Source organism: Carnobacterium gallinarum DSM 4847, assembly GCF_000744375.1.
GTDB lineage: Bacteria > Bacillota > Bacilli > Lactobacillales > Carnobacteriaceae > Carnobacterium > Carnobacterium gallinarum.
In genome coordinates this window covers 2,552,064-2,576,422 of record NZ_JQLU01000005.1, presented here as the reverse complement: position 1 = coordinate 2,576,422, position 24,359 = coordinate 2,552,064, and the positions used below count along the sequence as shown (strand labels likewise).

Genomic DNA, 24,359 nt, shown 5'->3' with positions numbered 1-24,359 from the left:
CTTCCATTAATTAATATTTCTCAAAAAAAAGATCTCTTAGAATAATCTAAGAGATCTTTTTTTGACTTAAATCAAGCTTATGTCATATGAGTGCCTTTATCTACATAAATAATTTCTCCAACAATTCCCCGAGACATATCGCTCATTAGAAATGCAGCAGTATTTCCAACTTCATCAGTTGTTACTTGTTTACCTGATGGTGTTCTTGCAGCTTGTTCATCTAATAAGGCATTAAAACCTTTAATTCCAGAAGCTGCTAATGTTTTAATCGCTCCTGAAGAGATTGCATTCACTCGAATATCTTGTTTTGCTAAATCTAATGCTAAATAGCGAACAGAAGCCTCTAATGATGCTTTTGCCAAGCCCATAATGTTGTAATTAGCAATCGCACGTTCAGAACCAATATAAGTCATTGTGATAATGCTTCCACCCTCGTGCATAATTTTGCTTGCATAGCGAGAAACTAATAGGAATGAATAAGAACTAATATCGTGCGCCAATGCAAATCCTTCACGAGTTGCATCATAAATATTCCCACCAAGTTCTTCTTTACGAGCAAAAGCTATTGAATGAACTAATCCATCAATAGTACCATATTTTTCATGAATCAAATTAAATGCTGTTTCTACTTGTTCATCTGTAGCTACGTCGCATTCTACCATATTTGCTTCTGAGCCAACTAATTTTTCAAGTTGTTTTTTCACTCGATCATTTTGATACGTATAAATAATTGTAGCACCACAATCGCTCATTGCTTTTGCACAACCCCAAGCGATACTGGCTTTATTTACAACTCCCATAATGACAATCTTTTTATCTTTTAATAATGTATTCAAAAATTTCACATCCTTTTATTTATTGCCATTATAACACATAAATGAAATTTCTTGCTAAATAAATTTATTCTATTTATTAAGCATTCATTATAGATAAAGGATATCTACATCATTTACAATGATGTTTTCTAGACAAAAAGACAAAATTATTAAGCTATTACTACTTAATAATTTTGTCTTTTTTAGTTTACTTTATTTTGAATATCAAAAGCTAAATCAGCAAAATGAACTAGCTCATAATAATTTTCTTCTTCCATTTTGACCTTTGTTCCACGAAAATTAAATCGAACCATCTTAAGCTCTTCATATCGATGCAGTTTTATAAATTTCTCAATGGAATCTTGATTTTTATTAAATTCAAGATCTACACTGTCTCCATTTTGGCTCTTATATCGCATCCAGTAATACTCCAAAGTCTTAACTCTATTTTTTAGTTCATCGAATTCCTTATAATCTATCGTAATATACTTGTTTGCCATTTTTATCCCCCATCTCTAACTTACAATAATCAAGTATTAGTATGACTATACCTTAATTTTTTTAAAATTTTACTAAGTTCTAATGAAATTTATCTGTTATTTTAAAAAAATTTATATAGGAAACCATTTTTTTATTAAAAATAAAAAAGCCAGCATATTAAAAGTGAGTAGCTGACAACTAATAAACAAGGTGAGTAGGTGATTTATTCTTGAATGTGCTCTAAAGTTTTTAGGAAAATATCCTTTACATGATCATCAGATAATGAATAAAACACATTTTTTCCTTCTTTTTTAGATTTTACAACATTTGCATCTTTTAATGTTTTTAGTTGATGAGAGACTGCTGATTGCGTCATATTTAAGGCTACAGCTAAATCATTCACACACATTTCATTTTCTTCTAAAATCCAAATCATCTTAATTCGTGTAGCATCTGCCAGAACTTTAATAAAATTAGATAGTTGGTTAACTATTTCTGGTTCAGGTAATTTATTCATGACACGATCCATTACTTCTGGTTGAACAGTTTTGACTTCATTAATTTCTTTCATCCCTATTCCCTCTTCTTTTCTTAGTACGTATTTACTTATATTATTCATCTATGTTATAAAAAATAGTTTGTATTCCTTCATTATAACTAAATTTAAACATTGGTCAAATTTTACTTCTTTTTATTTATACATTATAGGATCCTTATCTTGCTCCACATTAACATTATAATTTAGCAGAATAATATTAAACCTATAAAACAAGGAACTCTATTATAGCTTTAATATGCTTACACTTTATCTCTAGTTTCTAACTATTTATTTCAACTTATTGAGGGACTACTAGCTCCATTATCACGTACACTCTACCTCTTATAATTTTCTATAGAGATAGTATTATTACCTTTTTGTTGAATTTATATAGTTAGTAAAAATCATGATTTTAATCTAAATTCTCTGCATAGTCAGAATTGGCTACGGCTATTTTCTTATTTGTATTCCTATTTCTCTCTCTTTATAGATATTCCCCAATAACGAGCTTTATATACAATAATGTACTAATCTTACTCTAATAGAAGCAAATAGAAAGGAATTCTTTCTTATTTATAGTATACTAATTTGAGACAGATTAATTAAATTTGGAGGATTCCCATGGATAAAGAAAAAACAATTTCAACGATTGATGCTTATATTGCGACTTGTGATCCTACTGTACAAGAACGCCTAACTACATTAAGAAAAGTTATCCAAGATGCTGCACCCGAAAGCACAGAAAAAATCAGCTATCAAATGCCTACTTTTGTATTTATGGGAAATTTAGTTCATTTCGCTGCTGCCAAGCAACATATTGGTTTTTATCCTACTCCTAGTGGCATCACGGCATTTTCTGAAGAGCTAGTAAATTATAAAACTTCAAAAGGTGCTATTCAATTCCCTCTAAATCAACCATTACCTTATGAATTAATTAGTAAAATTGTGAAATTTAGAGTTGAGGAGAATAAAGAAAAATCAAGTTGACTGTATTGGTCAACTTGATTTTTCTCTACTTAATTCCCTCTATATTTATTGCTCCTCTTTTAAAATCTCATAGGACTTTTTATATTTTTGTTGATTGGCAAAGTATGAACTTGCTTGTTTTTTTACTTTGGCAATAAATGTTGGATCATTAGATTGACCTACTTTTTTAAGTAGCAATAAAATAGCTCTTTCGTACTGCTCTACATCACCTTTATGAAGGTAACATAGGGCCAAACCATAATCTATAAAATAATTCATTTCCTGAGTTTTAAACTCAATACCATTTAAAATAGACAATAACTCAATAGCCCTCGTAATGTCACCTTCTTCAGAAAAAATGACAAATAATTCTGAAATAGGCAACAGCTCATTTTTTAAAAATGCTCGATTTGATTTCTTTTTCCGCATAATCGCTTGATAAATTTCCATTAAATAGCGTTTCTTTTCATCAATCAGATTCATTTCATGTAATACACTTATTAAGCGATATTGCGTTGTTAGTAGATATTCATTCTCCATCTCAGGATAGACTTTAATGGCTGCTAACGTTTGCTGTAAGTTATCTAATGCATTTTTATAAAAACCAATGTAAAAATAAGTAAACCCTTTCAAATAAAGCAGTTTTACCTTTTGTTCTTGTTGTTTTTCAGGAAATTTAGTTATTTTTTCTAATAAGGAATTGATCAGTTGAATTGCTTGTTCGTAATAACATATACAAATATAATTAATCACAATGCTTGTTTCTATGATTAGATTTATTTGTTCATTTTTATGATTGAGATTTAAGTACTGTTGAAAGGATTTAATTGAATTTTGGTATTTTCCGTATAAGTTGTTTTTTACACCTTCATGCAAGTAAAAGTAACCCATTAAATAGATTGGTACCTTTTTTTTATCTGTTAGTTTGATAAAGGAATTTAAATAATTCTTAGTAATCTCTTCTGATTGATCAAATTCCCATGCTTTTAAATGATAAATACTTTTTAAAAAGAAATAACCAAGCTCTACAGTAGGACTTTCTTTTTCAAATCGATAATCTTGATTTAGTTGTATTAATTCCATATTGGCTTCTTCTAGTCGATTGTAAATTAGAAGTTCAAAGATTCTTTCTAAACGTGCTTCTAAAACCTTATTTTTTTCAAAATTTGGTAGTAGTTGTTTATCGGCAATCTCTAAACGCTCTGATAAAAATAAAAAGGTCTCAATACTCGGTATTTTTTCCCTTTTTCAATATTAGATAAGTAAGAGATCGAAATAATCCCCTCTGCCAACTCCTTTGCAGAAATTCCCTTTTGTTTCCTTAAATTAGCAATCCGAATCCCTAGAAGAGTATTCAATCCTTTCACCTCTTTAACTTCATTATTCCGAACAAGTTAGCCCCTATTCATTATCCATATTATAACACACTTGTTTTATTAACGACATTCTGAAAACATCTCTAAAGTTTAATAAAATCAAAAAGAATTAGCAGACATAAAATTATGCCTGCTAATTCTTTTTTTATAATTAAAGTACATTCAGATTATTTTTACCAGTATTTATATCCTTTTAATCCAAACTCTTTCATGTCTTTTTTAATTTTTTTAACTAATGAATCATTGTTTGATAATCTAGCTAACGTTGCTGTATAACAGTAGAAAAGTTCTGCATCTTCAGTTTGGCCTAATTTAAACAGACTATAGGCTTTTTCATACGTCAATTCATCTAAAATATAATTCATATTTTGGTTTTGTTCTAGGGCTATCCCTAAAGAACAAAGATTTATTGCTTTATTGTACTTTTCAACTTGTGCATAAAATTTAGCAGTATTGAAATATATTCGAATAACTTCTTTGCTATCTTGAAGCGTATCAATTCGTTCCATCACTTCATCTAATTGTTGCAGTGATTTTTCAAAATAAGTTAACGCTTTATCTGTCTCGGAATTCATTGAGTAAGCTAAACCAATTCCATTTGTAATAGAAACATCTAATAAATTCAAATGTTTACCTGTTTCTAAGAAAAGAGCTAAATTAAAATTGTAATGCGCATCAGAATAATTTTTTTCACCTAATAATGCTGTGATTCCAAAATAATAATAATATTCTTTCTTTTCGTAACTTGTTTCTAATTCATCAAGAGTAATCTCTTTAGTCAATAAGCTATAAGCTTCTTGATACTTAAATTGACTACATAGTTCTTTAACTTGACTAAAAACTCTAATGCTTGTGCTTTCATTTTTCATCGCATATTCAGATATTTCACTAAATTCAATATTTAAACGATCTGCAATAGATAACAAAGTTTCCAATGAAGGTACACTTGAATCACTTTCTAAGTTACTGATTGTGGCTTGTGTACAAATTCCCTCTGCTAACTCGCTTTGTGTCATTCCTTTAGCTAAACGGCTTGCCTTAATTTTTTTTCCTAATTGCCCCAACTTATTACTTCCTTTCTTACAATAACCTTTATTTTCCCAATTTTCAATCTACCATAAGATATTAATATTATAAACTAATTTTCCTCATAAGTCTATGCATATTGAAAAATAATTTTCAAATTATGAAAACCTTACATAATTTAGATCCAGCCTTATATAAAAATTACTTTCATATTGATTTGACCGCTAATTTAATAACAGATAAAATCAATTTTTCTATTAATTTTGTTCATGTAAAAAAAAGCTAAGCTGTTTTAGAACCAGTTAGCTCTTTTAAAACTAATTTAGTCAAATTTAAATCTTAATTTGGGATTTCGAGCAGCCCCTACTTCATCTAATCGTCGAATTTGAGTATGAATCGGCGCTTCATGTAATACTTGCGGATGATCATATGCTTCTTGATAAATTTGACGGTATACAGCTATCGCGTCATCTAATGTTTCTTTTGATTCGGTTTCTGTTGGCTCCACCATCAAGGCTTCACTAATCGTCATTGGAAAATACATTGTAGGTGGATGCATTCCATGATCTAAGATCGCTTTGGACACGTCTAGCGCTGTAATTCCAGTTTCTTTCTTCAAACGGGCTAAGGTCAGCACAAATTCATGCATACAGATTCCTTGGTACGAAACATCATACAAATCAGATAGCTGATTCATCATATAATTTGCATTTAAAACTGCATTTTTAGCGGCAGCTGGTATCCCTTCTTGGCCTAATGTTAAAATATAAGTTAACGCTCGAAGAACAATTAAAAAATGACCATAAAAACCTTTTACACTTCCAATAGTTTCAATTGGAGAGTCAAAATGAATTCCCTCATTTGTTTGAACAGGATAATACATTGGTAAAAATGGAGCCAATAATGCTTTGCATCCAATTGGTCCAGCACCTGGTCCACCACCACCATGAGGCGTTGAGAAAGTTTTATGCAAGTTAAGATGAATAACATCAAAGCCCATATCTCCAGGCTTAACAATTCCCATAATTGCATTTAGATTCGCTCCATCATAATAATTTAGCCCACCTGCTTTATGAATGATGCTTGTGATTTCAATAATCTGCTGTTCAAAGATGCCAACTGTATTAGGATTGGTTAACATTAGACCAGCTGTTTCTTCATCGACTACGGCCTTCAATTGATCCAAATCAACACATCCAGAAGCATCTGAAGGAATATTTATGGTCGTATATCCAACCATTGATGCACTTGCTGGATTGGTTCCATGTGCAGAATCTGGTACGATAATTTTTTTTCGTTTAAAATCCCCACGAGATTCATGATAGGCTTTTATCATCAGTAATCCAGTTAGCTCTCCATGAGCACCTGCCGCTGGTTGAAAGGTCATAGCATCCATTCCAGTAATTTCCGTTAAATAGTTTTCAGCAGTCACGAATACTTCTAAGCAGCCTTGAACAGTATGCTCAGGTTGCAACGGATGAATCCCCGAAAATCCTGATAGATTTGCCAGCTCATCATTTATTTTTGGATTGTATTTCATCGTGCATGAGCCCAGTGGATAGAACCCATCATTCACACCATGAGTGGCTTTAGCCAATTCTGTATAATGACGGCTAATATCTGGTTGGACGATTTCAGGCAAATGAAGGGCTTGTTTACGTTCAAACTCAGAAGGAATACCTGAAAAGGGTACATCTAATTCTGGAAGTAGTTGATTTTTGCGACCAGTTCGACTTTTTTCAAAAATTAACTTCATTACTTACACACCTCCTGAATAATCGTAATCATTTTGTCAATTTCGGATTTACTTGTTAGCTCCGTTGCACACCAAAGCAAATCGTTTCCCACTGGATAACCACCTAAAATATCTTGTTCTTCTAGCTTTAACAACAATTCACTAGCTGGTATCGGTGTTGTCATAACAAATTCATGAAAATAATTTTCTGTATAACGTAAATTAAAGCCTTCAATCGTTTCTAATTGTTGAGCTAAATAATGTGTTTTTCCATAACATGCTTCTGCTACCGATCTCAATCCCTCTGGTCCCATAACCGTTAAATAAACTGAAGCCGTTAATGCACAGTGAGCTTGATTGGAACACACATTTGATGAAGCTTTTTCTCGTCTAATATGCTGTTCTCGTGCTTGTAAAGTTAAGACAAAAGCTCGTTCTCCATTTAAATCCGTGGTTTCACCAGCGATTCTTCCTGGTAATTTGCGCATCATTGCTTCTGTAGAAGCCATAAAACCTAGATAAGGACCTCCAAATGATAAAGGCAATCCTAATGGCTGTGCTTCGCCAGTCGCAATATCAGCACCACATTCACTTGGTGTTTTTAAAACAGCCATTGCAATTGGATTCACACCCAAAATATATTTTCCATTCATTTGATGAACGCTTTCTCCTAACTCTTGAGCCAATTCAATCTGTCCATAATAATTAGGTTGTTGTAGATAAAAACAAGCGATTTCTTCTGTCATTAATGTTTTTAGTGCTTGTTCATCTGTTACACCATTCTTTTCTGGTACAAGAACTACTTCAATATCCATTCCCTTACAGTATGTCTGGATTGTTTGAATCGTCATAGGATGAGCTGTACTGGCAATTAGTACTTTTTTTCGCTTACGATCTACGCACATGTTGATGGCTTCTGCAGCTGCTGAAGCACCATCATAAACAGAAGCATTCGCTACATTTAAACCTGTTAATTCACAAATCATTGTTTGAAATTCAAAAATGGCCTGTAGTACTCCTTGACTAATTTCAGGTTGGTATGGAGTATATGCTGTTAAAAATTCTTCTTTTGCCGTAATTTGCTTTACTAATGATGGAATGTAGTGATTATAAGCACCAGCTCCTCGAAAAATTGTTGAAAAGACTTTATTTTTCAAGGCAATTGCTTCTATCGTTTGACGGACTTCTAATTCAGATTTTGCAGTAGGAAGCGCTAATTTGCTAATTTTTAATTCGTCAGGAATAGCTACAAATAAATCATCCAATGTCGATTTACCAAAACTCTCTAGCATTGCTTTTTGTTCTGCAATTGTTGATGGATAATAATTCCCCATAATTACTCCTCCTCAAGCACTACTTTTTCATAAGCTTCACTATCCAACAATTCAGTTGTATCAGTGATTTCTTTCACTTCAAACAACCAGCTTTGATAAGGTTTGGTATTTAACTCCGCTGGATTGTCTATAATTTCTTCATTGACTTTTGTAACCGTTCCTGTAACCGGTGTATAAATATTAGACACGGCTTTAACTGATTCCACATCAGCCACTTGGTCTCCTTTTGTCACCTGATCTCCACTCTCTGGTAATGTCATAAAAACAATATCTCCTAAAGCGCTTTGAGCAAAATCAGTAATTCCAACTTTTGCTGTTTTTTTATCTGCATCTAAAAATTGAATCCATTCGTGCTCTTTTGTATAAAGTAACTCTTTGGGATTTGTCATGTTTTCTCCTCCTAAATTTATCTTTCTTTTTTATAAAAAGGAAGCGCTACAAGCTCTGCTTCAATTCTTCGTCCTCTAACATCTGCTTCAACAACTGTGCCGATTAATTGATACTTACTATCAATTAAAGCCATAGCAATTGGATAACCTAAATAGGGCGCCTGTGTACCTGAAGTTGTTTTTCCAACTTGTTGATCTCCCACATAAAGGTGCGTGTCTTCGCGAATAATTCCCCGTCCAACAACTTTTAATCCAACTCTCGTAATAGTAGGCTCTCCTTTTTTTTCTAAAGCTTTTTTGCCAATAAAATCTATTTTTTGCATCTTAACAGCGAAATTCAAACTCGTTTCAAATGGCGTGATTGTTTCATCCATTTCATGCCCGTATAGTGGCATACCAGCTTCTAAACGCAACGTATCTCTAGCACCTAAGCCACATGGAATTAGATCCCAAGCCTCGCCTTTCTCAAGTAATAGTCGCCATATTGTAGCGGCATCTTTGTTTGCTAAATAAATCTCATATCCTGTTTCTCCCGTGTAGCCAGTTTGAGAAATATCCGCTTGAATATCCCCAATCTGGACCTTTTCTTTAAATGTATAATATTTTTCAGGTAATTCTTTTTCTACAACAAGTTGACTTAAAATAGCTTTTGCTTTTGGTCCTTGCAATGCCAATAGGGCGATTTCCTCAGATACATCGGTTAATGTCACATTACCAATTAACTGCTTTTGAATCCAAGCAACATCTTTGGCGTGATTAGCAGCATTGACAACTACCATATATTTTTCTGCTGTATAGCGGTACACGATTACATCATCTAAAATTCCTCCCTCGTGATTGCACATTAAACTATAACGAACTTGTCCGTTAACCATTGTTGTAAAATTATTTGAGAATAACTGATTCATATTTTTCAATGCATCTTTGCCAGTAATCACTAACTCTCCCATATGAGACACATCAAATAAACCTGCACTTTTCCGCACGGCCAAATGTTCTTTCAATACACCAGTTGGATATTGAATTGGCAACAAATAATTAGCAAAATTGACTAACTTTCCTTTCGCCTCCAAATGATTTTGATACAACGGTGTTTTTAATTCCATCCTTTTCCCCTCACCCTCTATCATTATTTTTATAACAAAAAGAAGGAAGCCCACACAAAACTACTGTATGCTGCTTCCCTGTTAAAAATTCATTTTTCATCCTTGGGGTATCCAAAGAATCCTTTGATATTTTTTTCAGAGGATTGTCTAATTATGGTCCATTTACCTGAGATTTTCATGATTAATTTAGCCAACTAATCACTTATACCTTCGGTGCTATATTTGCACATAGACTCTCCCATAATCTTCATCCAAATTAAATTAACTACCAAAAATGATTGCGCTTCCAAAATAAGTATACAAGTTATTTCCTACATAAGTCAAGCATAATACAGTAAAAAAACAAAGCTTCCATAAATAAATTGATTTCATAGAAACTTTATTTTAAATAAAAAATTTAAGTTAACTGATAATAGCCACAAACAACCTCAGCAACCGATTTAGCAGCAACAAGTAAGGCTGCTTCATCAATATCAAATTTAGGATGATGATTAAAGAATGGTTGATTGACACCCTCAGGAGCACAGCCAATGTAGAAAAAAGTTCCCGGAATTTTTTCTAAATAATAGGCAAAATCTTCTGAACCAGATAACATTTCCGCCTCACGAATATCCGTTAAATACTCACCCATTCCTTTTTGTAAATAACTAACAACTTGATCTGTTACCTCTGGGTTGTTGTATAATGGTGGATAATCTGCTGTATAAGTTAAAGTTGCTTTAATGCCATACATACTCTCTAATCCAACAACTAAACCTTTAATTTCAGATTCAATTCTTTCTTGAGTAGCCTGATTCATATACCGAACATCACCTTCAAGCTCCACATAATCCTTGATTACATTAAAACTACCTTTACCATCAAAGGAACCTATTGTGACTACACCAGTTTCAAATGGATTTAAGCGACGGCTAACAACTGTTTGAAGTGCAGTTACAAAATAACTTGCTGCCACAATTGCGTCATTTGCCATATGTGGGGATGAACCATGACCACCTGTTCCTTGAATGCCTAATTTAAAATAAGTTCTACCTGCCATTGAAAACCCTTTATGATATCCAACCTCGCCTGTTTTTCCAAAAGTTGGAAAGAAATGAATACCGAAAATTTCCGATACTTCATCTAAAGCACCTGATTCCATAATACTTTTAGCTCCACCCGGTGGTGTTTCTTCAGCAGGTTGATGAATAATTTTTATTGTACCTGGCAATTCTTTTTTTAATTGAATGAAACAATCAGCTAAGATCATTAAATAAGCTGTATGTCCATCATGTCCACAAGCATGCATCACTCCAGGGTTTTTAGAAGCAAATTCCAATTCCGTTTCTTCAGCAATCGGCAATGCATCAAAATCAGCTCTTAAACCGATTGTTTTCCCCGGTTTCCCTCCAGTTATCGTCACAATAATGCCATGTACTCCACCAACCTCAGTTTCAACAATGACATCTTTTCCATGATAAAAATCACAAATGTAAGCGGCTGTCTTATCCTCCTTAAAGGATAATTCTGGGTGTTCATGTAGATAACGGCGAATCTCACTCATTTCTTTTTGACGTTCCTCTAATAATGTCATTAACGTCTCTCTAAACATATTGCTTCCTCCTTCATTTTCAGTTTTATTTTAGCTTCCCTTATTACCAACAAATTAAAAACGCTTACTATCTTTATTTAAGGCTCTTTTTAATTTTATCATATAAAAATGACAGTTCCTATTAAATTTCCAATTTTATGAAAACCTACGTTACAATAAAAAAAGCGTTAGTGAGTCTCTCTCACTAACACCACTTAGTCCAATTTTATGTTAAGCCGAAATAATGTCATCTACATCTTGATAGTCACAAATATGATAATTGGTTCTAAATTCTTGTTTACTCTTATCTAGCAAAAAATAGTTTCTTTTCGCTTGTTTTAAAAATAATTTTGTTAATTGAACTTTTTCTAAGTCAAAGCCTGTAATTCCATACTCTTCTGAATAACCATCTGCTGATAAAAAAGCACGATCTACATAAAATTCTTGAATCATTTTTTCAGCTATTAATCCCAAAGAACGCTGATGTTTAAGCTGTACTACGCCTCCAATAAAAATCAACTTTCCTTTGAACTTCCCATTTCTAGCTAAATTCATTAATTCATTTGCGATTTGAAAAGAATTTGTAATGATTTTAAGGGAGCGATAGCGACAAAGAAATGGCAACATCTGTAAAGTTGTCGTCCCTTCGTCTAAAATGATTAGTTCATTTTCTTTAATATAGCTTGCTGCTTTTTCTGCAATTTTTCTTTTCGCTTGTAATTCTTTAATTTCTTCACCAGCTGTGCCAATCGGTGGTTCAATCAATTGTGAGCTGATTCTTTTTGCTCCACCAAAAATTTTTTCTACTTTTTTCTCTCTCGTTAAATGTTGCAGGTCTCGACGAATTGTCTCAGTTGAGACATGGAAATAAGTAGCTAATTCTTTTACTTGCGCTTTCCCCAATGTATTGACTATTTTAATAATTTCTACTTGACGATGTTCTGTTACAATTGACATAGCCAAACTCCCCTATTCATGTCATGTTTTCATAATTTGATGTACAGCTTCTAAAAATTCTTCGATATCCGCCTCGTTTACATCTCCTATTGTGCCAATTCTAAAAGTTGCTTCTTTAGAAATCTTACCTGGATAAATAACAAATCCTCTTTCCTTTAATTGTTCATAAAATTCAGTAAAAGAAAAAGTAGTCGTTGGGTAACAAAACGATGTAATAATCGGCGACTGCTGTTCTGGCTTTAATAATAATGGAAATCCTGCTAATTCCATCCCTTGACTTAGACGTTTTTGATTCGCTGAATAACGTTGATAACGATTCGTAATCCCACCTTCTTGCTCTAATTCCAGCAAAGCTTGGTGAAAAGCATGTAAGACATGCGTTGGCGAAGTAAAACGCCATTTACCATTTGTTTGATCCATCGTTTCTAACTGATCGAACAAATCAAGTGATAATGACCGAGCATTATTCGCTAATCCCGCTACTTGATCTTTCTTTGCTAAAACAAAGCCAAATCCTGGAACTCCTTGAATACATTTATTTGCACTGCTAATTAGGAAATCAATCTTTGCTGTTTTTAAATTAAGTGGAACACCGCCAAAGCTACTCATAGCATCAACAATTGTCACTTTTTGATAACGTTTTGCTAATTGACAAATTTCTGCAACTGGATTTAAAATTCCTGTTGTCGTTTCACAATGAACCACCGCAATATGAGTAATTGTAGCATCACTTTTTAACTGTTCCTCTACTGCTTCAACGGTAATTTGGTTCACCTCTCCCATATCCAGTAGTTGAGTGGGAATTGCCAATATTTCAGCAATTTCAGCAATTCGTTGTCCGTATACACCATTAGCCGCTATCAATAATTTTGCATTTTTTCGTGGCAAAACAGATCCAATGGTTGCTTCTACAACAAAGGTTCCACTTCCTTGCATTAAGATTGCTGTATACTCTTCGCTACCACCTAATGCAACTAACCTTGACCTCACATCTTGTGTCAGCTCTTTGTATTCTTCATCCCAAGTACAATGATCCACGCCCATCGCATTGCGAACAGTTTCAGTTGTACTTAACGGTCCTGGTGTTAATAATAAATAGGGATTTTTCATCAAATTTACTCCTTATCGTTGTTCAATTTTTTCAATAATTGCTGGAACATCACCAATAGAAAGAACCACATAATCGGCTCCAGCCTCATACAAAGCCACCTTCGCACGATTTACCTTATGCTCTAACTCTATTTCAGATAGTTCAGCTACTTCTTTACTGGTTAGACCTAGGATGCTACTTCCTAAGACAACCCCAATTGTCCACGTTCCAGCATTCTTACCTTCCTGCATGTCAACTACCGTATCGCCAATCTTAACGAAATGAGTTAACGGATAAATATCCAAATAGTCTGCATTTTTATAAATCATATTTGGATACGGTCGACCTTTTCCTGCTTCATCAGCAGTAAAATAACAATCTGGTTGATAGCCTTGTTCTTGAGCTTTCAAAGAAACAATCTCCATCATTTTTGATGTATAGCCTGTTGTAGAACCAATTTTAATCTGACGTTTTTTCAAATACGCAACTAAAGTTAAAGCCCCTGGAATTAATTCTGTATATTCTGCTACACTTTTTAGTAACTCTGCTTCAAAATTTTGATAAATTGTCTGAATATCTGCGTCATTAGGATGACGTCCAAAAACGATTTGCCATTGATCCATTACACGCTCCATCTCGCAAATTCTCTTGATATGATCCATTTTTAATAGTCCCATAGGTTCACGGACTTCATCAATCGTCACTTCAATCCCATGTTTTTTAAATGACTTTAAAAAGACATCCAATGGTGCAAAACAACCATAATCAATCATTGTTCCTGCCCAATCTAAAATAACTCCTTCAACTTTGCTCATACTATTCTGACCTCTCGTTTCTACGTTTTTTTATTATGGATATCCCTTTGGTTGCTGCTTCATAACAAATCCGAACAAGTAAGTTTGTACAGACAATTAGCAAACACATCGCTGCTGCTGCTGCAACATTTCCAGAATCTTCCATATTGATAATTGAAACAGCTGCTAATTTGAAATCTGGCGGATATAAAAAGATTACTGCTGAAATAGTCACCATTGAATTCACAAATAAATACATTGCCATTTCAACTAGAGCTCCAAAAGAAAGCGGTAAGGTTACTTGAAAAAGCAATTTATAGAATGGAATACTCATAGCTTCAGCCACCATTTCAAACTCTCCATCTAACTTTTTTAAGGCTGTAGTTGCTGTAACAAAGCTAACGGAATAAAAATGAAGAATATTGACAATCACTAGCAATCCTATCGTACCATATAGTCCATATAATGGATTTGGAAGAGAAATTGAAAAGACTTGAATTTCTGGTTTGCTAAAGAAAAATACATACGATAGCCCTAATACCAAGCCTGGCAACGCAATAGGTAAGACTGAAAAGAAGCTTGCCCATTTTCTAGCTAATGGCCAGATACGAATTTTTTCGATTGAATAGGCAAATAAAAAGGTTACAACTACTCCAATCAAAGCTGTTAAACTCGCTACGATTAAACTATTTTTATAGGCTACTAACCCATCGCCACTCCATGTATTAAAATTAAAGTTCTTCAATGTCAAACCCATGTCATATGGAAAAACATTCACGACTGCTGCAATTGTTACTGCAAAGAAAACCAGTAAGACAGCTAATGCTACTATTAGACCATAGATTGTATAGATCAAATCCCGTCCTTTATTTGGTTTAATTTGATAGGCAGTTGATTTGGCAGTTAATGACAAGCCAGCTTTTCTATTGGTGACTTGGTCTACTACAAAAGCCATCAAGGCTGGCAACATTAGTAAGATTCCAACAGTTGCTCCCATTGCAAAGTTTTGTTGACCAATAACTTTTTTATAAACATCTGTTGCCAGTACGTTATACATACCTCCAACTATTTTAGGCGCACCATAATCAGTAAAACATAATGTAAAACTAATAAACATTGCACTAATGAGTCCATATTTTACACTTGGTAAAGTAACAGTAAAAAATTGTTTTAATTTGCTTGCATACAGAACTTCACTCGCCTCATATAACCGATAGTCTGATGACTTAAAAGCCACTAATAAAATCATAAATGCCTGTGGCAATGTATATAAAATTTCAGCTAAGACAATACCAACTGGTCCATAAAGTTCAATTTTAATTGGTGGCAAAACACCAAATAACCCATTAGTAACAATACCTTGATTGCCAAATAAATACATCAAACCAATCCCATAGAACATTGTTGGAGCAAATAAAGGCAACAACAATATATAGCGAAAAATTGTTTTACCAAACATATTGGTTCTCGTTAACCCATAACTAAAGAAAAAGGCTAAACTAACTGAAATAATTGTTGTTAGACTAGATACGGTTAAAGAGTTTTTCAATGATTCTACTAAGGCTGGTGTTGTGAAATATTCGGAAAAATTAGCAACACCAATAAATTTCTGATTATTATCAAAGAAGGCTTGAGAAAACAACATAGACAAGGGTAAAATCAAAAATAATAGAAAACTTAAAAGCATAATTAGCACTAAACTACGTTGCAACCAACTATTTTTATCTGCTTTTTGTTTAATTGTTTTTTTGTTGAACTTATTCACTTTTTGAGAAACTGGTCGAACCATTGCTTACACCTCAACTGCTCTTTTAGGATAGGTTAGAATTTTTTTCGGATTAAAAGTTAGTGTAAGTTCACTACCAATAGATAGTTGAGCTTTTTCTAATTCTTTTGCTTGAATATCTACAATTACTTCGTTAGTCGTTGAGAAATATAGACTTTCTTTCATTTTCACTTGAATTCGATAGTGGCTTCCACGAAATTCAATGGCTGTTACCTCACCTTTTTCTCCCTCGCCTTCATTTGACAAGGTGACATGTTCAGGTCGTATTCCATAGACTTCTTCAACTTGCTGTGTTTCCCAAAAGTTCATTGAGCCAATGAACTTGGCTACAAATGGATTTGTTGGTGTTTTATAAATTTCTTCTGGCGTACCAATCTGCATGATTTGGGCATGATTCATGACAACAACTTTGTCAGCCATGGTCAAAGCTTCTTCTTGATCATGAGTGACCATAATAGCTGTAATACCTAGTTTTTTTTGAATTTCTTTAATCTCAACTCTTAAACGCTCGCGTACCTTAGCATCTAGTGCTGATAGTGGTTCGTCCAATAATAATAAATCAGGCTTCAATGAGATTGCCCTAGCAAGGGCAACTCTTTGTTGTTGCCCCCCTGAAAGCTGTGCTGGATATTTCTTTTTCACATGATTTAAATCAACAAATTCAATCACTTCAGCTACTTGTTGTTTTCGTTGTGCTGAATCAATTTTTTTATTCTTTAAGCCGTATTCAATATTTTGTTCAACGGTCATATTAGGAAACAATGCATAGGATTGAAAAACAATGCCAAAATTCCGTTTAGCTGGTACTAATCTTGTCACATTTTTCCCAGCAATGATAATTTCACCTGTAGAAGCTGTTTCTAAACCTGCAATAATACGTAACAAGGTTGTCTTTCCACAACCACTTGGGCCTAATAAACAGACAAATTCACCTTTTTCAATTGTTAAAGAAATTTCTTTTAAGGCATCAAATTTACCAAATTGCTTATTTACTTGTTGAACCTCCAAGTACGGTGCCTGCATCACTTTCACTTCCTTACTTTTTAGTTACTTCTGCTTTTTCTGCAAATTTTTGATCCCACATTTTTAAGATAGGCTCACGATTAGTAGCAGCCCATTGTAAATTATTTTCTTTATACATTTTTTCTTCAATATTTTTCGGGAAATTCTCTGGAGCTTTAAACTCATTTTTGATACTCACAAATCCATTAGCATCAAAGGCTTTTTGCATAACATCTTTTGTAAGGGCCCAATCTAAGAATTTTTGAGCTACTTTATTATCTGAGTTGCCTTCTTTATTTACTAATGCATTCGCTTCTACGTCCCAACCTAATCCTTCTTTTGGTAAGACAATTTCAACTGGTGCTCCTTGTTTAAGCTGTTGAACACCACTATATGCAAGGGTAATTCCAATTGGGTATTCTCCAGCTGCAGCTAATTTAGCTGGTTTTGAACCTGACTGCGTATACGTTCCGATATTTTTATGAAGTTCTGTCATAAATTCCCATGCTTTTGTATCTCCCATCATTTGTAACCATGCTGAAACTGTTAGAAACCCTGTTCCTGATGAAGCTGGATTTGGCATTGCAATCAAGCCTTTATATTCAGGCTTTGTTAAGTCTGCATACGTTTGGGGAATCGCGATATTTTTCTTTTTTAACTCAGTTGTATTGACAATAATTCCTGTTTGGTAGCCAGCAACACCTACCCATTTTGTTGGTGATTTCGTGTCTTTATAGTTTGGTAAGACCGCGTCACTTCCTTTAGGTGTATATCCTGCTAATAAATCTTTTTGCTCTAATGTTAGCAAACTAGATGCTGAAACACCCCAGATAACATCAGCTTTTGTATTTTTACCTTCTGCCAGTAACTTAGCTGTGATGATTCCTGTTGAATCACGAACAATCGTTACCTCCACATTAGGATTCTCTTTTTTATAAGATTCTAAATAGCTCTGAACAAGTTCTTCTTCAATTGCGGTATATACAGTAAGTTTTTCTTTTTCAGCAGTACTTCCTTTGCCACAAGCAGCTAACACCGTCAAACTTAAACATAGGATGGCTAAAAAACTAACTATTTTCTTCTTCATTTCTTTTAATTCCTCCTCTTATCTCTTGCTAAATTGATTGTAGCAAATGACTGTAAAATAGAAGTAAAAAATGAGTTTGTTTTTTTACTTTATGTATTTTTTATGCTCTTTATGTGGCTTTATGTATCTTTTTTGTAATCTTCAATAGTAAAAAGCCCCATTTAATTGCTTTTTTCACTTTTAATGAACCAACTTCCACATGTTTACATAAAAAATAAAAAAACCTAAGAAATCATCATTTGGAAAAATGGATTTATTAGGTTTTTTATTATTTTAAGACTTTTGAGCAGCATTCTTTCATCTAAAATTTGAGAAAAAGCAACTCATTAGCTACTTACCTTTTCTATTTCATCATTTATTTAGTTTTCTATACAATCATTATTCCTGACTATTGCCTAATTCTAATTTGAATTCAAACGTATTTTTCTCTCCATCAATAGAATAATCATAAACAATACCATACTGAGTTAAAATAGCATCTACAATGTATAAACCTAACCCATGACTCTGATCAAATTCATTTTCAGACTGCTCTTCATAGGATACAAAAGGTTCAAATATTTTACTAGCATCTTTAATTGACCCTTCTTTCATTGTATTCGTAATACTCCATATTTCTTGGTTGGAATAAATTCTAATGCTTCCTTGTTCTGGTGTGTATTTCACTGCATTGCCAATTAAATTGGATAATACCTTTTGTAGATTACGCTTAGGAATTTCAATTTCTGTTACGAATAGCTCTGACAACAATAAATCAATTGCTTTATCTTCTAGCATATACCGATAAATATCAATGACTTCCTCAGTAGCTATTTTTAAATTTGTTTTACCTTGATAGATAATTCCTTCAATTCGAGAAACTTCTAGCATTTCATTTACCAATTTCCCCATACTTTGCAAGCGACCATAGCAGGCTTTCAAATATTGATCTCGATTTTCATAGCCTTCAACGTTTTCTAACATACCTTCTAACATTGTACTCATAGCCATAATTGGCGTTTTTAATTCGTGCGTAGCTCCTCTCATAAATAACTGCCGATCTTTTTCTAATCGCTTCACTACTTGAACTTCTTGATTCAGTTGTTGTAACGCACTTTGTAAATCTTGATACATTCGATGCAAGTTATTTTCTAATTCTTGTAGTTCGTCTCCTTCTTTTTCAAAATGTTCCTCAATCAGTGTTCCATCGGCCATTTGATTAATTGCTGTATTGAGCCTTGTAATTTTAGAAGAAAAATATTTAGCATAAATAATCGAGACGACAAAGGATACAATTAAACCAATTCCTAGGAAAAATGGTGTAACGGACGTTAAAACTTGTTGAATGTCTTCTTTATTTAAGCTCAACGGATAACTAACCCATAATCTGTAAACTTCTCCTTGATACGTTATATTTTCTTCCATTGTTAAGAGCGAATTTGAGGCAATTGTTGTATTCATAATGGTTACCGCCTCACTGGGATAGGCTTTTGTACTTTCATTTACCTGTAATTCTTCTGTAAATGGGACTACCCCAGCAACCTCGCCAGATATTCCTTGTACAGGAAAAATTAGATTCTCTCCTTTTACAATTGTCACAAGAAATCCGCTACGATAGTATTCTCCTAAATAGTTAGGATCAATCCCATTTTTTTCTGTGTATGTTTTGATCTCTTTTACCCCTTGATTAAATCGATTTTTTTGGGCATCTTCTAAAAAATAAGTAGCAAATTGAGAAAATATAATAAAAAAAACACCAAGAGTAAGTAAAATTGTTGTGACTGTAATGAGCCATGTTTTCCAATAAAGTGAGATTTTTTTGATCATAAACGTTCCACCTTATATCCAATTCCTTTAATTGTTTTAATGATATCCTCTTTAATTTTTTTACGAATATTTTTAATATGAACGTCAATATTACGACTATCACCAAAGTATTCATAGCCCCAAACAACTGTCAACAATTCTTCACGTGTATAGACTTTCCCAGAATTTTGTAGCATTGTTTGCAAAATTTCAAATTCTTTAACTGTTAAATCTAATAGTTCATTTTGATAATAGGCCTCATAATTATTTACCAATAAGCGCAAATCACGATAAACTAACTCTTTTGCTTGTTGTTCGTATACCCGACGCAATAGTGACGCAATCTTATGCATCAAAATGTTCATAGAAAAAGGCTTAACTACATAATCATCCACACTTTGTTCAAATGCATCTAGCTGAATTAACTCATCATTTAACGCACTAATAATCATTATTGGAACGTCTGAATTCAAGCGAATTTGTTTTAACACCTCTTCCCCAGATATTCCTGGTAGCATCATATCTAATAAAACTAAATGAAAATCAGCTTTTTTAAATTGCTCTAAAGCTTCCTCACCAGTTTCAACTGCCACAACTTGATAATGCTCTCGTATTAAAAAATTATACATAGCTGTCCGAATTTCTTTTTCATCTTCCACTAATAATATATGATACTCCATTTTGGTCCTCCTAATTGGTCCTTTGTTCATTGTCTTTTTATAGTATACCTTATGTATGTGAAGTCAGTATGAAGAAATCAATGAACATGCGAAGCAAGCATTTTTTTATGACAGTTTCTATCTATAAAATTAAGAATTAAATGACTAGGACATACGTTTTAACATTGAAAAAACTGCAAGAAATCAATTTTTGCAAATGCTGACTTCTTACAGTTTCTTATTTTATTCACCTGATTTTTTATCCCAAATAGTAGTTTTTTTCTCACTCAACCTTTTTCTATCAATTAAGATGATCAGATTACTCTGAGGTATTTTTATTCGCTGACTTCTCCTCAGCCCCTACTAAATTGCCTTTGCTGATGCTAATTGCCACCGTATAGTCTAAAGGAATATATTCGTTAAAAGTACTCATTTTAACAACTGTTCCTTTAGCTTCTGTAGAATCAACATAATCAATTGTATACAACACATTTGCGCCTTTTGATTGATAATCGTCATAGAATTGCTTCTGTAATTCACCTTCTGTTATGCCACGATAATCTTTCAAATATGGACGACCTTCTGAATAAACAACTACAACTTTTTGATCATCTTTCGTAGTTAATTTAGTATCAGCCGCAACCGATTGAGAAATTAAATGACCAAATGCAACATCGGTGCTATACATTTTCCTAACAGATACATTTAAATCAGCAATCATGCTAGCTGTTTCTGCAGACAGATTGCCAAAATATGGAACAATGACTGCTTTACCCAATGAAACTGTTACAGACATGCTGTCTTTTTTTGCTATTTTTTCATTTTCAGCTATTGTTTGACTAATAATTTGATCAACAGCTCTATCATTTGAATCAGTCTCTTCATAGGTGACTTGAATCTCATTCGCCTTAGCCCAAGTTTCAACTTCACTTTTAGTCTTTCCAACGAAATTTGGCAGTTTAATATTTTTTTCAAAAATTTCTTTGCCTTTTGAGTAATAGACACTAGCATTATCTTTTCGTTTATACGTTGCTGCTGTCACATCTTTATTTTTAATTTCAAAGCGTAAATATTGACCTTTTTCTTCAGAATCGCTATATTCTTTAATTAATTTTAGATTCTCAGCTTGATTTTCCTTAATCCATTGGTCTATCGTCTGTTCTGACATTTTGGCAAAATCTGGCAACTGAATACTCCCATCAGGATCGGCACCTAAACTAACTGCTAGTTCAATTGTACGACCTTTTCTTATCTGTTTTCCAGATTTTTCTTTTTGACGAATCACCTGGTTTGCTTCTTTTTTCAAATTGTAACTTTGTTTTAACTCTAATTCTATCTTATTCTTTGCAGCCCAATTTCGAGCTTCACTGACTGGCTTATTTACAAAATTAGGCATTGGAACATGGGTAGTCTTATAATAGAAGATGGATAAGATTACAATGCCAACAACCACTCCCAATAAAATCAAATACTGCTTCTTTCGTTGCTTTTTTTTAAAATTAGGATCAAATTCAGATTCTTCTGTTAGTCTAAACTTCCCACTAGTTTGCACTATACTTACAGGTTGATTCAACGTACTATCACTCTTTGAGGATGAAGTCTCCTGATTAGTAGTTGAGCTAAAGCCTGATAAAAAATCACTCATATGAAATTAAATTTCCTTTTTGTAAATAAAATGTTTCATCCGATTGTAGTGCAATTTCATTCGAGTGGGTAACGACAATCACACATTTTTGATGCTTATGAGCTAATTCTTTAAAGATTCGTACAATCTCTTGTTCCATTTCTTCGTCTAAATTCCCTGTAGGTTCATCAGCTAAAATCACTTCAACATTTGTTGCAATTGCTCGAGCAATCGCCACACGCTGCTGTTCTCCACCAGACAAACGATTGACTGTTCGATCCGCTTTACTTTTTCCAATGCCGATATAATCCAATAAATTATAAGCTACTAGCAATTGCTCAGCTGGCAATTGATTATCTGTAATAGCCATTGGCAGTAAAACATTTTCAACTGCCGTTAAATATGGAATTAAGTTGTAGCTCTGAAAAACAATGCCAATTTGATTGCGCCGATAGTTTTCTAATCCAATAGTTTCAATATTTTTTTGATCATAGAAAATCTCGCCACTTTTTGGTTGATCTAACGCACTGATTAAAGATAGAAAAGTGGTTTTTCCTGAACCTGATTGTCCTAAAATTGTATAAAATTTACCTTTTTCAAACATACAATTTGTGTCCTTTAAAATGGTACGACGTTGATCGCCATCTTGATAATAATAATTTAAATCTTTAACTTCTAAAATTGCCATAGTTCTGCCTGCTTTCTTATAACATAATTTTTTTAGGGTTTAATCGTACAATATAGGTAACAGGAATGATGGTCGATAGTAGAATTGTGGATAAGCTAACTAAATAAATCATTCCAATATATTTTTGATTTAATTGAACTTGATATGCTTTTGTAACATCGGCTTGCGAGACATCCCCCCCTCTACTAGCATCACCACCGCCTAACATCACCATTGTCGAACCGACATTTGAACTTGCTGCCTCTTTTTCAGCATCAGCCGCGATTTGACTTTGAATCATGGACTCTGATAAACCACTAGCTAATAGATTTCCAGTAAAAATTGATAAACTAACAGCAACGATGGCAACTGCCATAACTTCAATTAGAATCTGCCCTAGAATATGTTTACGACGCTCACCTAAAGATAAATAGATGCCAAACTCGTGCTTACGATCTCGCAAAAATAGCAAAACAACTAAACCAATAATTAAAATGGTAGCCCCTAATGCTGCAATCAGTACGTATTTAGATAATTCTGACATAGATTTAATTGGCGCTGCAATTGTATTGTATTGATCACTTGAGCTTGTTACTTTATATTCCTTAGGGATTTGTGCTTGAACTGCCGATTTAAAACGCTGACTATCTTCTGGCGTTTTCAAGACATAAGTAGGTGTAATAAACGTTTCGTTAGATTGATTATCTGATAGCAAACCAGCTTTTCTCATGGAGTCTCTTTCAAATTCCGTTTCACTTTTTGCTACTTCATTTGGAACATATAATGTATTTTGAAAATCAGTATTAAAAAAATCAGACGATAAGGATTTTTTTTCTTTTGAATCATCGGATTTTTTAGCTTCCAAAGGATCAAAAATACCAATGACTTCCATCTGAATATCTCGAGAAGCAATGGCCTCAGTATCTCGTTGGCTATAATCATAGACTGCGTTTTTCATAGTAAATGTATCACCAACTGAAAGATTGTTTGCATCAGCTAATTTTTTTGAAATCAGGGTACTTGAACGATTATTTTTAATTTCTTCTTCAGTAAAGGTTCGACCAGCAATTAACTTGGCTTTCTTTTCTTTAAAATCCAATATTGAAGCATACTGAACGCCTTTTAGTTTAAATTCAGATCCTCCAACACCTCCAATAACCATAGCATCTTTATTATCACTGCTGTCTGGTTTATAGGGTGTTATGGTTTCTGAAGTAACATATTTGTCTATGTTGTAATCGTAGTATTTTACTTCGGGACGTTTGCCAAATGCATTAATTTTCTTTTCATCTAAACTTGGAATTTTTGTCATGTCCTCGGATTCTTGTAGCTTTTGCAGATCTAATTCAATTGTGGCAATACTGCCTAATTTTTTCTTAATTGTATTTTCAACATTATTCGTTGCCTCTTGAATCGAAATCGCCCCAGCAATTAAGTTTCCTAAGATAAAAATAACTGCAAATAAAATCAATGATTTCCCTTTTCTTCTAGTAATACTTAAAAATGCACGCTTATAAAATTTCATAGTGTTCCTCCTAAATTTATTTACACTCCTAGCTTACCAAGCTAATGT

At 33.3% G+C, this 24,359-nt stretch carries 23 protein-coding genes and 1 riboswitch; of the genes, 1 reads left to right on the top strand and 22 read right to left on the bottom strand.

What is annotated here, in order from left to right:
- Positions 1–77: 77 nt before the first annotated feature.
- The 3 genes from fabI to BR43_RS16655 all read right to left on the bottom strand — a co-directional run bounded on the left by fabI (position 78) and on the right by BR43_RS16655 (position 1,866).
- Positions 78–836, bottom strand: coding sequence for an enoyl-ACP reductase FabI (gene fabI, locus BR43_RS16665; protein ID WP_034563998.1), 759 nt, complete (start codon positions 834–836; stop codon positions 78–80).
- A 182-nt stretch (positions 837–1,018) separates the two neighbouring features.
- Positions 1,019–1,315: a hypothetical protein gene (locus tag BR43_RS16660; protein ID WP_034563996.1), complete on the bottom strand. Its 297-nt coding sequence runs from the start codon at positions 1,313–1,315 to the stop codon at positions 1,019–1,021.
- Between the two features lie 203 nt (positions 1,316–1,518).
- Positions 1,519–1,866, bottom strand: coding sequence for an ArsR/SmtB family transcription factor (locus tag BR43_RS16655; RefSeq protein ID WP_034563994.1), 348 nt, complete (start codon positions 1,864–1,866; stop codon positions 1,519–1,521).
- 588 nt (positions 1,867–2,454) lie between these two features.
- Here BR43_RS16655 and BR43_RS16650 point away from each other — a divergent pair.
- The gene (locus BR43_RS16650; protein WP_034563992.1) at positions 2,455–2,820 is read left to right on the top strand and encodes an iron chaperone; all 366 of its coding nucleotides are present in this window, start codon (positions 2,455–2,457) and stop codon (positions 2,818–2,820) included.
- Between the two features lie 45 nt (positions 2,821–2,865).
- On the opposite strand, the gene BR43_RS16645 is transcribed toward BR43_RS16650, so the two are convergent.
- The 19 genes from BR43_RS16645 to BR43_RS16560 all read right to left on the bottom strand — a co-directional run bounded on the left by BR43_RS16645 (position 2,866) and on the right by BR43_RS16560 (position 24,311).
- Positions 2,866–3,882 carry a hypothetical protein gene (locus tag BR43_RS16645; RefSeq protein WP_051934015.1) on the bottom strand — a complete coding sequence of 339 codons (1,017 nt, stop codon included), beginning with the start codon at positions 3,880–3,882 and terminating at the stop codon, positions 2,866–2,868.
- Positions 3,883–3,992: 110 nt separating this feature from the next.
- On the bottom strand, positions 3,993–4,166 hold the full coding sequence (locus BR43_RS19720; RefSeq protein ID WP_084679971.1) for a helix-turn-helix domain-containing protein: 174 nt from the start codon (positions 4,164–4,166) through the stop codon (positions 3,993–3,995).
- A gap of 182 nt (positions 4,167–4,348) precedes the next feature.
- Positions 4,349–5,239: a helix-turn-helix domain-containing protein gene (locus BR43_RS16640; RefSeq protein WP_034563990.1), complete on the bottom strand. Its 891-nt coding sequence runs from the start codon at positions 5,237–5,239 to the stop codon at positions 4,349–4,351.
- 284 nt (positions 5,240–5,523) lie between these two features.
- Complete coding sequence (gene gcvPB, locus BR43_RS16635; protein WP_034563988.1) at positions 5,524–6,957, bottom strand: aminomethyl-transferring glycine dehydrogenase subunit GcvPB; 1,434 nt, start codon at positions 6,955–6,957, stop codon at positions 5,524–5,526.
- Positions 6,957–8,270, bottom strand: coding sequence for an aminomethyl-transferring glycine dehydrogenase subunit GcvPA (gene gcvPA, locus BR43_RS16630; protein WP_034563986.1), 1,314 nt, complete (start codon positions 8,268–8,270; stop codon positions 6,957–6,959). Before gcvPA ends, gcvPB begins: the two co-directional genes overlap by 1 nt.
- A 2-nt stretch (positions 8,271–8,272) precedes the next feature.
- Positions 8,273–8,659 carry a glycine cleavage system protein GcvH gene (gcvH, locus tag BR43_RS16625; RefSeq protein WP_034563985.1) on the bottom strand — a complete coding sequence of 129 codons (387 nt, stop codon included), beginning with the start codon at positions 8,657–8,659 and terminating at the stop codon, positions 8,273–8,275.
- A gap of 17 nt (positions 8,660–8,676) precedes the next feature.
- Complete coding sequence (gene gcvT / locus BR43_RS16620) at positions 8,677–9,765, bottom strand: glycine cleavage system aminomethyltransferase GcvT (RefSeq protein WP_034563983.1); 1,089 nt, start codon at positions 9,763–9,765, stop codon at positions 8,677–8,679.
- A 144-nt stretch (positions 9,766–9,909) separates the two neighbouring features.
- A riboswitch (glycine riboswitch) is annotated at positions 9,910–10,016 on the bottom strand.
- A 146-nt stretch (positions 10,017–10,162) separates the two neighbouring features.
- Positions 10,163–11,356: an amidohydrolase gene (locus BR43_RS16615; RefSeq protein ID WP_034563981.1), complete on the bottom strand. Its 1,194-nt coding sequence runs from the start codon at positions 11,354–11,356 to the stop codon at positions 10,163–10,165.
- A gap of 210 nt (positions 11,357–11,566) precedes the next feature.
- Positions 11,567–12,292 (bottom strand): DeoR/GlpR family DNA-binding transcription regulator, encoded by a 726-nt coding sequence (locus BR43_RS16610; protein WP_051934014.1) that lies wholly within the window; start codon positions 12,290–12,292, stop codon positions 11,567–11,569.
- 21 nt (positions 12,293–12,313) lie between these two features.
- Positions 12,314–13,402: a 2-aminoethylphosphonate--pyruvate transaminase gene (phnW, locus tag BR43_RS16605; protein ID WP_211252937.1), complete on the bottom strand. Its 1,089-nt coding sequence runs from the start codon at positions 13,400–13,402 to the stop codon at positions 12,314–12,316.
- 12 nt (positions 13,403–13,414) lie between these two features.
- On the bottom strand, positions 13,415–14,197 hold the full coding sequence (gene phnX / locus BR43_RS16600; RefSeq protein WP_034563978.1) for a phosphonoacetaldehyde hydrolase: 783 nt from the start codon (positions 14,195–14,197) through the stop codon (positions 13,415–13,417).
- A 1-nt stretch (position 14,198) separates the two neighbouring features.
- Positions 14,199–15,965, bottom strand: coding sequence for a putative 2-aminoethylphosphonate ABC transporter permease subunit (locus tag BR43_RS16595; RefSeq protein ID WP_051934013.1), 1,767 nt, complete (start codon positions 15,963–15,965; stop codon positions 14,199–14,201).
- 3 nt (positions 15,966–15,968) lie between these two features.
- Positions 15,969–16,985: a putative 2-aminoethylphosphonate ABC transporter ATP-binding protein gene (locus tag BR43_RS16590; RefSeq protein WP_034563976.1), complete on the bottom strand. Its 1,017-nt coding sequence runs from the start codon at positions 16,983–16,985 to the stop codon at positions 15,969–15,971.
- 13 nt (positions 16,986–16,998) lie between these two features.
- Complete coding sequence (locus tag BR43_RS16585; RefSeq protein ID WP_034563974.1) at positions 16,999–18,051, bottom strand: putative 2-aminoethylphosphonate ABC transporter substrate-binding protein; 1,053 nt, start codon at positions 18,049–18,051, stop codon at positions 16,999–17,001.
- 378 nt (positions 18,052–18,429) lie between these two features.
- Positions 18,430–19,857: a HAMP domain-containing sensor histidine kinase gene (locus tag BR43_RS16580; RefSeq protein ID WP_034563972.1), complete on the bottom strand. Its 1,428-nt coding sequence runs from the start codon at positions 19,855–19,857 to the stop codon at positions 18,430–18,432.
- On the bottom strand, positions 19,854–20,516 hold the full coding sequence (locus tag BR43_RS16575) for a response regulator transcription factor (protein WP_034563970.1): 663 nt from the start codon (positions 20,514–20,516) through the stop codon (positions 19,854–19,856). Before BR43_RS16575 ends, BR43_RS16580 begins: the two co-directional genes overlap by 4 nt.
- Before the next feature lie 298 nt (positions 20,517–20,814).
- Positions 20,815–22,068 (bottom strand): PASTA domain-containing protein, encoded by a 1,254-nt coding sequence (locus tag BR43_RS16570; protein WP_245617880.1) that lies wholly within the window; start codon positions 22,066–22,068, stop codon positions 20,815–20,817.
- Positions 22,069–22,132: 64 nt separating this feature from the next.
- Complete coding sequence (locus BR43_RS16565) at positions 22,133–22,807, bottom strand: ABC transporter ATP-binding protein (RefSeq protein WP_034563968.1); 675 nt, start codon at positions 22,805–22,807, stop codon at positions 22,133–22,135.
- A 16-nt stretch (positions 22,808–22,823) separates the two neighbouring features.
- Positions 22,824–24,311, bottom strand: a complete 1,488-nt coding sequence (locus BR43_RS16560) for an ABC transporter permease (protein WP_034563966.1) — start codon at positions 24,309–24,311, stop codon at positions 22,824–22,826.
- Positions 24,312–24,359: the final 48 nt, after the last annotated feature.